The sequence below is a fragment of the Vibrio sp. 970 genome, assembly GCF_033339075.1.
Genome location: NZ_JAWOTW010000006.1, coordinates 97,163 through 108,961, shown reverse-complemented (window position 1 = coordinate 108,961; position 11,799 = coordinate 97,163). Strand labels below are relative to the sequence as shown.

11 protein-coding genes are annotated in these 11,799 nt (G+C 44.7%); all 11 read right to left on the bottom strand.

Features of this window, described 5'->3' with window-relative positions; translation table 11 throughout:
* Window positions 1-79 precede the first annotated feature (79 nt).
* The 11 genes from rnhB to R7Q11_RS11080 all read right to left on the bottom strand — a co-directional run bounded on the left by rnhB (window position 80) and on the right by R7Q11_RS11080 (window position 11,703).
* Entirely contained in the window at window positions 80-715 is a 636-nt protein-coding gene (rnhB, locus tag R7Q11_RS11130) for a ribonuclease HII (RefSeq protein WP_005380361.1), read from the bottom strand.
* 9 nt (window positions 716-724) lie between these two features.
* Complete coding sequence (lpxB, locus tag R7Q11_RS11125) at window positions 725-1,864, bottom strand: lipid-A-disaccharide synthase (protein WP_138939015.1); 1,140 nt, start codon at window positions 1,862-1,864, stop codon at window positions 725-727.
* 119 nt (window positions 1,865-1,983) lie between these two features.
* Window positions 1,984-2,772 (bottom strand): acyl-ACP--UDP-N-acetylglucosamine O-acyltransferase, encoded by a 789-nt coding sequence (gene lpxA / locus R7Q11_RS11120; RefSeq protein ID WP_005380357.1) that lies wholly within the window; start codon window positions 2,770-2,772, stop codon window positions 1,984-1,986.
* A 1-nt stretch (window position 2,773) separates the two neighbouring features.
* Entirely contained in the window at window positions 2,774-3,226 is a 453-nt protein-coding gene (gene fabZ, locus R7Q11_RS11115) for a 3-hydroxyacyl-ACP dehydratase FabZ (protein ID WP_005380349.1), read from the bottom strand.
* Window positions 3,227-3,458: 232 nt separating this feature from the next.
* Complete coding sequence (lpxD, locus tag R7Q11_RS11110; RefSeq protein ID WP_171343218.1) at window positions 3,459-4,490, bottom strand: UDP-3-O-(3-hydroxymyristoyl)glucosamine N-acyltransferase; 1,032 nt, start codon at window positions 4,488-4,490, stop codon at window positions 3,459-3,461.
* A gap of 6 nt (window positions 4,491-4,496) precedes the next feature.
* Complete coding sequence (locus R7Q11_RS11105; protein WP_005391804.1) at window positions 4,497-5,006, bottom strand: OmpH family outer membrane protein; 510 nt, start codon at window positions 5,004-5,006, stop codon at window positions 4,497-4,499.
* 13 nt (window positions 5,007-5,019) lie between these two features.
* Complete coding sequence (bamA, locus tag R7Q11_RS11100) at window positions 5,020-7,434, bottom strand: outer membrane protein assembly factor BamA (RefSeq protein WP_042521413.1); 2,415 nt, start codon at window positions 7,432-7,434, stop codon at window positions 5,020-5,022.
* Between the two features lie 44 nt (window positions 7,435-7,478).
* The gene (rseP, locus tag R7Q11_RS11095) at window positions 7,479-8,837 is read right to left on the bottom strand and encodes a sigma E protease regulator RseP (RefSeq protein ID WP_017820751.1); all 1,359 of its coding nucleotides are present in this window, start codon (window positions 8,835-8,837) and stop codon (window positions 7,479-7,481) included.
* The gene (ispC, locus tag R7Q11_RS11090; RefSeq protein ID WP_005391796.1) at window positions 8,837-10,042 is read right to left on the bottom strand and encodes a 1-deoxy-D-xylulose-5-phosphate reductoisomerase; all 1,206 of its coding nucleotides are present in this window, start codon (window positions 10,040-10,042) and stop codon (window positions 8,837-8,839) included. Before ispC ends, rseP begins: the two co-directional genes overlap by 1 nt.
* A 50-nt stretch (window positions 10,043-10,092) precedes the next feature.
* Complete coding sequence (locus R7Q11_RS11085) at window positions 10,093-10,935, bottom strand: phosphatidate cytidylyltransferase (RefSeq protein ID WP_005385351.1); 843 nt, start codon at window positions 10,933-10,935, stop codon at window positions 10,093-10,095.
* A 12-nt stretch (window positions 10,936-10,947) separates the two neighbouring features.
* The gene (locus R7Q11_RS11080; RefSeq protein WP_005380331.1) at window positions 10,948-11,703 is read right to left on the bottom strand and encodes an isoprenyl transferase; all 756 of its coding nucleotides are present in this window, start codon (window positions 11,701-11,703) and stop codon (window positions 10,948-10,950) included.
* Window positions 11,704-11,799: the final 96 nt, after the last annotated feature.

The window sequence follows — 11,799 nt, the reverse complement described above, 5'->3', positions numbered from 1 at the left end:
ACAGGTACCGTGTAACTCTATTTTGTTGGGGATTCTAACCTAAAGAGGTTGGGTTTATAACACCAATTAGATCGTTTGATTATTCTATGCCTAACGCTTTTTTTACTGGCTTGAAACTCTTGCGGTGTTCACTGATCACTCCGTGTTGCTCAATCGCTTCAAAGTGCGCTTTAGTTGGGTAACCTTTGTGCTTCGCGAAGCCAAATTGTGGATGAAGTTTATCCAACTCTTCCATCTCTTGGTCACGCACGACTTTGGCAATAATTGAAGCCGCACTGATTTCGGCAACACGTAGATCGCCTTTTACTACAGCTTGAGCATCCATTGGCAGCTCCGGACAACGGTTACCATCAATCAACACCAAATCAGGTTGAACCTGTAACCCCGCCACTGCACGCTGCATCGCAACCATAGTCGCCTGCAAAATATTCAGTTGATCGATTTCTTCAGGAGAGCAACGCCCGACCGCCCACGCCAATGCTTTTTCTTTGATTTCAGGAAGCAACGCCATGCGTTTCTTTTCGGTCAATTTTTTCGAATCGTTCAACCCTTCAATAGGATTGTTAGGATCAAGGATAACCGCAGCGGTGACGACGTCTCCCACCAAAGGACCACGTCCGACCTCGTCGACTCCGGCCACAAGCTGGTAACCTTGCGGATATTCAAACGGAGGGAGTTCAACTTTGGTTTTGGTCGCTTTTGGTTTAACAGCCATGATAAATCTCTATTTTTCAATCAGTTTTAGAACCGCGTTTGCGGCTTGTTGATCCGCATCTTTACGGATCCAATGATGCATTTCCGTAAACTTATCTAACATCGGTTTATTGTCGCTTTCCAATAAGCGAGAAACCTCAGTAAACAAATTGTCTGGTGTGCACTCATCTTGTAGATATTCTTTGACGAGCTCATCATCCGCCAAGATATTCGGCAATGACACATACTTTGTTTTCAATAGACGTTTAGCTAAAAAAGCAGTAAATGCATTCACACGATAACCCACCACCATTGGACGCTTGAGAAGCATACACTCCAACGCTACGGTACCGGAGGCCAACATCACAGCATCGGATGCGGTGATGACGTTGCGTGCGGTATCATCAACTAACTTGAAGTCCAACTCTGGCGCTAGCTCTTTCCATGCTTGTTCAAACTGCTCACGGCGTTTTTGATTAACAAGCGCGACAACAAACCCCAGTTCTGGAAATTTTTTATGGAGTAACTTGCAGGTTTCAATAAATGGCTCTGAGAGCATTTTTAACTCGCTACCACGACTGCCTGGCAGGACAGCAAGCCACTTTTTATCTTGTTCTAAACCAAGCAACTCACGTGCAGGCGCTTGTTCTGATTCTAGTGGGATGGCATCAGCCAAGGTATGACCAATGAACTCGCAAGGTACATTAAATTTGTCGTAGAACGCTTTCTCAAACGGAAGAAATGCTAGCACCAAGTTCGTTGCCGCTTCTATTTTAAAGATGCGCTTCTGACGCCAAGCCCAAACAGACGGACTCACGTAATGAACGGTTTTAATGCCCGCTTGCTTGAGGTCAAGCTCCAGGCGTAAGTTGAAGTCAGGAGCATCGATCCCGATGAAAACATCAGGCGGATTCTGAGTAAAATACTGAACGAGCTCAGCTTTCACTTTAAGAAGTCTCGGTAAGCGGCCTAAAACCTCGACTAATCCCATCACCGCAAGCTCTTCCATATCAAACAGAGACTCGCAACCTTGGGCTATCATTTTCGGACCACCAATGCCTACGAACTCTGCGTCTGGATATTGTTGCTTTACTGCTTTGATAAAGCCTTCACCTAGCGTATCGCCAGACAATTCTCCGGCAATGATGCCAATACGTAATGATCTTTCCATATCTACTTCGCTATTTTTCCTGTGCGCTATGGATAACGGTTTGCCTTATCCATAAAACACAAAAAGATCGTAACCTCAAATTTGGTCACGATCTTTTTATTTATTGGTTCATTCGCCAATTAACGAATAATGCCACGTTCCGTCGTTTCCAGAATATCTGAGAAACGCTTCACAGCCGGCCACTCTTGAGCCATTTCAGCCAGAATAGGCTTCACTTCTTCTAGCGTCTTACCTGAACGGTAGATTTCTTTATACGCTTTTTGTAGCGCACGAATCTCTGGTTTCTCAAAGCCATTACGCTTCAAGCCAACAAGGTTCAAGCCGAATGGAGTAGCGTGGTTACCTTGCGCGAGTACATAAGCTGGGACATCTTGCACCACAGCTGAACAGCCGCCAATGTATGCGTAAGCGCCCACTGTACAAAACGGATGAATCGCAGACAGTGCCATCACACCGGCATAATCATCAACAGTAACGTGACCACCAAGAATCGAGTTATTACCGATATGAGTGTGGTTACCAATAACAACATCATGCGCAACGTGTGCATTCACACACAATAAGTTGTCATCACCAATGATCGTGGTTGCTTTGTCTTGCACTGTGCCGCGGTGAACTTGGACCGCTTCACGAATGACGTTACGGTCACCGATAACCACAGTTGTGTCTTCACCACCGTATTTTTTGTCTTGGTTTTCTTCACCAATGACAGCATGTGGGAAAATACGGTTATCTTTGCCAATAGTTGTGTGACCTTTGATCACAACGTGAGACATCACTTCTGTGCCTTCACCAATTTCAACCGTAGAGGTGATGTACGTAAAAGGACCTACTGTTACGTTAGCACCAATTTTGGCGCCCTCTTCTACCACCGCTGCCGGGTGGATTTTAGCGGTTTCATGAATCATATTAAAACTCTCGACGAGCACACTTCAGTTCTGCAGAACATACCACTTCGCCGTCAACTTTTGCTACACCGCTAAATGCAGCAATGCCGCGACGTTCTTTCAGAAATTCTACCTCAATAACCAGTTGGTCGCCCGGAACCACTGGTTTACGGAATTTCGCGCCGTCTACGCTTGCAAAGTAGTACAGTTCATTTTCTGTTGGTGCACCAAATGATTTAAATGCAAGTAAGCCTGTTGCCTGAGCCATTGCTTCTAAAATCAAAACACCTGGGAATACTGGTAGTTGAGGAAAGTGACCTGTGAACTGAGGTTCGTTAACCGACACGTTTTTAATCGCGTGAAGGTACTTCTCTTCTTGGAAGTCTATCACTCGGTCGATCAATAAGAATGGGTAGCGATGAGGTAGTAGCTCTTGAATTTCAGAGATGTTCATCGTTTTCTTTTCAGTAGTCAAAGTCGTCTTCCTATATCAATTTTTTGCCGCCAAGATGGCAAACGTGGCAACAGGTCGTAAAGCCGAATCGCTTTGCAATATACTAGCAAAATACGCACCATCTTGGAGTTAAATCTACTTAGAGCGCGTCATTATAGAAGAAAAAGACCCGCATTTCGCGAGTCTTCGTACAGAATATGGAACTAGAGCCTGTTAGCTTTCACGTTAAATACAGAGCGAAAGATAACTTGTTCTAAATTTCTTCTTTCTGTTCCAGCTGTTTTTCAACCGCTTTCAGGCGCTTATTCATCTCATCAATACGGTGAACTCGAGTTGCAGTTTTACGCCACTCTCTGTTCGTTTGTAGTGGAATACCTGATGAGTAAAGGCCTTTTTCTTCGATACTGCGCATTACCATGCCCATACCTGTAATCGCCACACCATCTGCGATAGTGATATGGCCATTCAGAACAGACGCGCCGCCAATCTGGCAGTACTTACCAATTTTTGTACTGCCCGCGACAATAGTACCACCAGGCATCACGGTACCATATCCGATCTGCACGTTGTGCGCGATTTGAAGTTGGTTATCCAGAATGACATTGTCTTCAATGATAGTATCTTCGAGTGCACCGCGGTCAATCGTAGTACAAGCACCAATCTCAACGCGGTTACCGATACGCACTGAACCAAGCTGAGGAATTTTAATCCACTCGCCTTTGTCATTCGCGTAACCGAAGCCATCAGAGCCAATGACGGTACCCGATTGAACGAGACAGTCATCACCCAATGACACTTCATGGTAGATAGTGACATTAGCCCAAAGCTTGGTGTTATTCCCTAGCTTGGCGTTCTTACCGATAAAACAACCAGCACCAACACTTACGTTGTCGCCGAGTTCCACGCCCGTTTCAATCACAGCGTTAGCGCCGATTGTAACGTTCTCACCCATCTTAACGTCAGCGGCAATCACAGCACTTGGTGCAATATCGTCTGCCGGTGTTGGTGTGGTATCCATCGCTTGGACCACACGAGCAAATGCGACATAAGGGTCTGAAACCACTAGCGCACTTCCAACGCATTGATCTTTATGCTCAGCCTTTACCATAACAACGGTAGCTTGGCACTCAGAAAGGTGTTTTGCGTATTTTGGGTTAGACAAGAAGGTTACGTCACCTTCTTGTGCTTTATCCATTGGGGCAACACGGCTTACAACGAGAGACTCGTCACCAAACAGCTCACCCCCGGTAATTGTCGCCAATTCGGCTAATGTTAATGTCTTCATAACTTCTTATTTTAGAGCTTTAATTACGTCTTCAGAGATATTGTATTCTGGCTTGCCGTACTGCAAAGCAGAGATATCAATCACAAGATCGTAACCATTTTTGTCTGCGACTTTCTTAACTGCATCTTGAATCGTTTTGAAAAGCTTCGCTTTTTCTTCAGCTTCACGACGCGCACTTGCTTTTTCAAGTGCTTGTGCTTTCACTTTGTACTCGCTGTCTAGCTTCGCGATATCGATACGTAGCTTTTCAACTTCGTCTTGACCCAAAAGCTCGCCGTCACGTTGTAGCTTCTCAATCTTTGTTTTAGCTTGTGCTTGGATTGACTTCAGTTCATCAGCTTTGCTTTTGAAGTCTTTCTGCATTTTTTGTAGTACAACTTCACGTTGAGGAAGAGCTTGGAAAACTTGAGCTGTATTTACGTAAGCAATTTTCTGTGCAGCTTCTGCCGCATTTGCAAACATTGAAGAGCTCAGTACAAGAAGGCCAATCCCAGCCGCTTTGATCATTTTATTCAAAATATTTTCCTCTTTAGAAAGTTCTACCGATAGTGAATGTGAAGAACTCTTCATCATCGCCATCAAATTTCTTAATTGGTTTCGCTAGTGAGAAGACTAGTGGCCCCATTGGAGACATCCACTGCAACGCCGCACCGTAAGAAGAGCGGTAGTTGGTTGGATCTGAGTAATCGTAGTAGTAACGGTCACCATATTCCGCACCTGAATCGCGGTAGTCAAACTCCGTATCCCAAACACTTGCCATATCAAAGAAGATACTGGTACGAATTTGGTTTTGTACTTCTTCTGATGCAAATGGTGTTGGGACAATCAACTCAACACTTGCTAGCGCTACGGCGTTACCACCAACAGAGTCATCTGTTGCTGTATCTGCGCCATTATTTGAACCAGATGTATCACGGTAAACCGCTTTAGGACCAACAGAGTTTGAGCCAAAGCCACGAAGCGATGTAAAGCCACCTGCGTAGTAGTTTTCGTAGAATGGGAACAAGTTATCGTTACCATCCGTTTGACCGTAACCATTACCGTAACCTAAGCGGCCACGGAACAAGAGGGTAAACTCGTGCTTTTTAGTCAATGGCACATACTGACGAACATCGTACTGCATTTTGAAGTATTGAACGTCAGAGCCAGGTACGGTCATTTTATAGAATGCACGCTGATGGTTACCTGCCGTAGGGAAGTAGCCACGGTTTAAGTTATTACGTGTCCAAGAGATATTGAAGTCGAAGTCGTTTGTGTTCAACGCTCCACTAGAATCAATGTTGTCTGCTTGTGCTCGTAAGAACTGCTCTACCTGCAAGTAAGGCGATAAGTTACCGATCTTGTTGTGCGTATAACCGACACCGAATTCAAAACGGTTCAACTCATCGAATGGGAAGCCCCACGTTAAGCTCGCGCCATAGCTTTCGTTGGTATAGTCAACGATATTGGCTTCTTTAGCTTCAAATTCGTTATAGAAAACCTTACCACCCAAGCTTACACCGTCTAAGTTCCAGTACGGATCACGGTAATCTAGACTGATGTTTTTCTGGTAGTCATTCATCATCGCGTTGATACCAACACGGTTACCACTACCAATAAAGTTATCTTGTTGCAGGCCAACCTGGAAGCTCACACCCGATTCTGTACCGTAGCCAACACCGAAGTTAACACTACCAGAGTTTGCTTCTTTGACAGAGTAAACTAGGTCAACTTGATCATCACTACCAGGAACTCGAACCGTCTGTACTTCAACATTTTCAAAGTAGCCCAAACGATTTAGACGAGTTTTACCCGTTTCAATCGATTTCGAGTTCAACCAACTGCCTTCCATCTGACGCATTTCACGACGAAGGACTTCATCTTTGGTTGAGTTATTACCCGTGAAGCGAATATCACGAACATAAATTCGGTTACCCGGGTCTACGTTAACGACCAAAGAAACTTCTTGATTCTCGTCGTCAAACTCTGGAATGGTATTCACTTGAGGATAAGCATAACCAGACTCACCAAGCACACGCTTAATCCCTTCTTCCATTGAAGTAACCAACGAGCCGTTGTATGTCTCATTGTCTTCAAATGGCACAAGTCTTTCGAACGTCGCTTCCTCGCCAATCAAATCACCACGGAACTTCACGTTCTTAACGGTGTAAACCTCGCCCTCCTCTAGACCAAGAGTAATGTATACCCCTTTCTTGTCAGGAGAGATTGCAACTTGTGTCGAATCAACGTTAAATTTTAAGTAACCACGATCCAGGTAGAATGATTTGAGTGCTTCAATATCACCTGCAAGGACTTGCTTTTGATACTTTTCATCAGAAAGGAAATTCCACCACGGCACATCAACATTTAAGTTAAAGCGCGAAAGCAGTTCTTCATCACTGAACACTTCATTACCGATAAAGTTTATTTGCTGAATTTTTGCCGACACACCTTCAGTAAAGACAAACTTAAGGTCAGAACGATTACGTGGTAGTGGAGTAACCACCGCTTTTACTGTTGCGTTGTATTTACCTACGCTGTAGTAAAAGTCTTCTAAGCCTTTTTCAATGTTGCTTAGCGTGGTGCGGTCAAGCGCTTCACCTTCACGAACGCCAGACGCGTTCAGGTTTTCTTGTAGCTGCTCGTCCTTGATTGCTTTGTTACCTGAAAAAGAGATGCTTGCAATGGTAGGACGTTCTTTGACTTGAACCATCAGAACACCACCGTCACGCAACACTTTCACATCTTCAAAGTTACCAGATGCATACAGGGCGCGGATAATTTCTGCAACATCGCCTTGGCCAATGGTATCACCGACACGTACAGGCATTTTCAACAATGCAGCACCCAGTGCTACACGCTGCAATCCATCGATTTCAATATCTTGAACTACGAAGTTCTCTGCTCCATTTGCAGATACACTGGTCGCCAGTAAACTTGCAAATAGAATTCGCTTAATCGCCATACTTGTTCTAATTATTCCTTGCTACTGCTTTTGTCTCTGAACTATCACAGACGAGTAAAATCATTAAATAGCGCTAACGCCATGAGCGAGAAGATGATCGCACCACCAATTCTAAAGCCCATTTCCTGCACTTTCTCAGGAACAGGACGTCGAATGACTGCTTCAATTGCAAAAAACAACAAATGACCGCCATCCAACATTGGTAAAGGAACGAGATTAATAATACCTAGGTTAACACTAATTAGAGCGAGAAAACCTAAAAAGTAGACCAAACCATAATCTGCTGTCGCGCCTGCGCCTTTGGCTATTGATATTGGTCCACTCAGATTATTCAGACCAACGTCTCCAACAATCAGCTTCTTAAGCATGCTGATTGTCAAACCAATGACTTGGCCAGTTTTGTCTACTGCTTTACCTATTGACTCGAATACACCAAACTGAAGATCGAAGCGATAACTTTCTGGCCATTCTGCGACTTTAGGTGCAATACCTGCAAAACCAACGACTTCTTTGTTAGCTAGCTCACGGCTACCGGGCGTCAGCGTCAATGTTTGCTCATAACCCTGACGTAACACCGTCAATTCAAGCGGTGTATCAGGATTAGAACGAACCGCTTCAACCACTTGCTTCCATTCGGTTACGCGTTGTTGACCAATTGCGACAACCTCATCACCTGGAAGCACACCAGCTTTTTCCGCAGCTCCACCTTGCGAGACCTGCTCGATAACTCGATACACCTCCGGTGTATACGGAGTAAAACCTAACGACTGCATCGCTGACTGAGTTTCTGGGTCGAACTTCCACTCACGTAAATCGAGCGTTTTCGTTACTTCTGAACCAACTTCATTCGCTGACGTTAGTGTTACCGTCATCAAATCATCGCCAATATGAGAAATCAATCCCATATTTACTGATTCCCAATCCGGAGTTTTGATACCAGATATCGATTTAAGTTCCATTCCAGATTCAATTCCAGCTTCCGCAACAATCGAATTGGGCGTAACTTCACCAATTACAGGCTTAACAGCCGGGATACCAATTAGAAATACCAGCCAATAGGCAAAAATTGCGAAAAGAAAATTAAAGATGGGGCCAGCCGCAACAATAGAGGTTCGCTTCCATAACGGCTTCTTATCAAACGCTAGGTGCTTCTCATGTTCTGGCACCTCATCGACACGGCTATCAACCATTTTCACATAGCCGCCGAGAGGGATCATTGAGATGCTGTACTCCGTTCCGTCTTTGCCTACTTTACTCCAAATAGACTTGCCGAAACCGATTGAAAACTTTTCAACTTTAACGCCGCAACGGCGAGCAACCCAAAAATGCCCAAATTCGTGCACGGCAACAAGAATGCCCAGTGCGACGATAAAAGAAATGAGATTCCACAATATACCAGTCATCAGCTACGCTCGCGTATGGTTTCTAGGGCAATAGTTCGTGCCATTCTATCTAGCTCGAGCAAGCTTTCCAAGCTATTCGCATTCTCAGCTTTGCAGCTTGCGTTGATTTTATTCAACACAGACTCATTGATGCGAGCAATATCGGTAAAACCTAGTCTGTTATTTAAAAATGCATCAACAGCGACTTCATTAGCTGCGTTCAATGCTGTTGTTGCGTGTTGACCTTCATAACAGGCATCAATTGCGAGTTTTAAACATGGGTAACGAGCAAAATCAGGCTGCAAAAACGTCAGCTCACCAACTTTCGTGAAGTCTAGCGGCTTAACCCCAGCTTCCACTCTTGACGGGTATGACATGGTGAGCGCAATTGGCGTCGCCATATCCGCTTCTCCCATTTGTGCCAAGACCGAACCATCACGATACTGAACCATAGAATGAATTACCGATTGAGGGTGAATAACCACCTTCAGTTGTTCGCGAGCAGCATTAAATAGCCACTTAGCTTCGATATACTCAAGGCCTTTATTCATCATCGTGGCAGAGTCAACAGAAATTTTTGGCCCCATCGACCAGTTTGGATGAGCAATCGCCTGAGCGGGTGTCACCTGCTCCAGTTCTGCGATGTCAGTGTAACGGAAAGGACCACCAGATCCAGTCAACAAAATATGAGAAATGCCATGTTCTTGTAAATTGCAACGACCTAGATTGGTTTGTACTTGCTGTGGTAAACATTGGAAAATGGCGTTGTGTTCACTGTCGACGGGAAGTAGCTCTGCGCCAAATTCTTCTACAGCATCAATAAATAGCTGGCCTGACATTACAAGTGCTTCTTTATTTGCCAACAAGACTCGCTTACCTGCTTTCACGGCAGCCATGGTAGGCAATAAGCCAGCGGCTCCTACAATAGCAGCCATTACACTGTCGACCTCGTCCAGCGAAGCTATATGACATAGCGCATCAGTACCACCCAGCACTTCGGTACCTGGCGAAACCGAGTGTAGCTCAGCTTGAAGTTGAGACGCCGCAGCTTTATCTGCCATGACCGCATATTTAGGTTGCCACTGACGACATAGACCGATCATCTTTTCAACGTTAGTGCTTGCCGCTAAGGCAACGACAGAAAACAGATCTGGGTTTTGTTCGACCACTTTAAGCGTGCTTGCACCAATTGATCCAGTAGCACCAAGAATCGTTAACTTTTGCATGTTGTAAGACCGTTAGAAAGCTCAGGAGCGACGACGCCGCTCCTGATAAATTAGAATACGTAGTAAAGAAGAGCAAAAACTGGGAATGCTGCGGTTAGGCTGTCGATACGATCTAGCACACCACCGTGCCCTGGGATAATGTTACTGCTGTCTTTAATGCCTGAGACACGTTTGAACATACTTTCAACCAGATCACCAAGCACTGAAATAACGACAGTAACCAGCGTAATCAGCACCATATGGACAGGGCTAGTGAACTGGATGTCGAACCAATCAGCAAATGCCCACGCTACGATTAATGCCGTGATAATGCCACCAATTAGCCCTTCAATAGTTTTATTGGGGCTTACATGAGGAGCCATCTTACGTTTGCCTAAGCTTTTGCCTGCAAAGTAGGCGCCGCTATCTGCAGCCCATACCAAGAAACAAACGTACAACACAAGCTTTGCGCCGTGGTATGGATCTACAGTGATGTCATACGCTCTGAGAATAATCACACTCCAAAGGAATGGGATTAATGTCAGAAAACCAAATACATGACGTAAAACAAAATTACTTTGCCAAGATTTCGTCGTTTTGGGGTAAGTAATCGCCATTAAGCTAGCAATAATCCACCAAACAAAACCAATACCCAAGACGACATAATGAGGTGTCGTTAAGTGATTGAGGCTATATGCATCAGGCGAGATGTATAGAAAACTAAGTCCGGTAATAATGATTGCCGGCACAAGGGCAGCAATGCGAGAGTTGCTTCCTGTAAACTGAGTCCACTCCCAAAAACCTAATAGCGTTATTGCAGTTAAAGCGGCAATAAAGCCCATTAGCGGTAATTTAAAAATGCCTAAAATAACCAGGGGAGCTAAAATTAGTGCTGTTATTATTCTCTGTTTCAAACTAACTAGTCCTTATTGAGCTGCCATCAATGCCTTTATTTGTTCACCTGTACAGCCAAAACGACGTTCTCGGTTGATAAACCAAGTCACAGCTTCTACCAAACTGTCTTCATCGAATTCTGGCCAGTACTCTGGTGTAAAGTACATTTCTGCATAAGCCATTTGCCACAACATAAAGTTGCTGATGCGGCACTCTCCACTGGTGCGAATTAAAAGATCCACTTCCGGTAGGTCTGCCATGGTCAAATGCTCAGTGATTAGCTGCTCATTGATATCCTCTACACGAATTTCACCGTTACGTGCTTTTAGCGCTAACGTTTTAGCAGCTTCTGTGATGTCCCATTTACCGCCATAGTTGGCTGCAATGTTGATCACCATACCCGTGTTATCTGCCGTTAGGTTTTCTGCTTCTACAATTTTCTTTTGTAGACGCTCACTAAATCGACTGGTATCACCGATCACGCGCAACCGTAAGTTATTTTTGTGTAGTTTTTTTACTTCACTAGACAGGACCGTGATAAACAGTTCCATCAAAAGACCCACTTCTTCCTCCGGACGACGCCAGTTTTCACTACTAAAAGCAAACAGCGTCATGGCTCTAATGCCTAGTTTTGAAGCAGCAGCCACGGTCTTACGAACGGCACTAACGCCTTTTTTATGACCAAATACGCGAGGTTTTCCTTTGGACTTAGCCCAACGGCCATTACCGTCCATAATGATGGCAATATGCTTAGGAAGGGAATCAGAGAAGGCTTGAGAATTTTGCATAGGGAGTTAATTGAGTTCCATCAGTTGGATAGACTAACATAAAAAAACGCTGAGCTGTGAGCACAGCGTTTTCCAACAGTGATGTGTGTGGGAGTA

Bases quoted from the DNA above. Each gene is read 5' to 3' on its own strand.
- rnhB (WP_005380361.1), bottom strand. From the start codon at position 715: ATGGCTGTTAAACCAAAAGCGACCAAAACCAAAGTTGAACTCCCTCCG.
- lpxB (WP_138939015.1), bottom strand. From the start codon at position 1,864: ATGGAAAGATCATTACGTATTGGCATCATTGCCGGAGAATTGTCTGGC.
- lpxA (WP_005380357.1), bottom strand. From the start codon at position 2,772: ATGATTCATGAAACCGCTAAAATCCACCCGGCAGCGGTGGTAGAAGAG.
- lpxD (WP_171343218.1), bottom strand. From the start codon at position 4,490: ATGAAGACATTAACATTAGCCGAATTGGCGACAATTACCGGGGGTGAG.
- bamA (WP_042521413.1), bottom strand. From the start codon at position 7,434: ATGGCGATTAAGCGAATTCTATTTGCAAGTTTACTGGCGACCAGTGTA.
- rseP (WP_017820751.1), bottom strand. From the start codon at position 8,837: ATGACTGGTATATTGTGGAATCTCATTTCTTTTATCGTCGCACTGGGC.
- ispC (WP_005391796.1), bottom strand. From the start codon at position 10,042: ATGCAAAAGTTAACGATTCTTGGTGCTACTGGATCAATTGGTGCAAGC.
- R7Q11_RS11080 (WP_005380331.1), bottom strand. From the start codon at position 11,703: ATGCAAAATTCTCAAGCCTTCTCTGATTCCCTTCCTAAGCATATTGCC.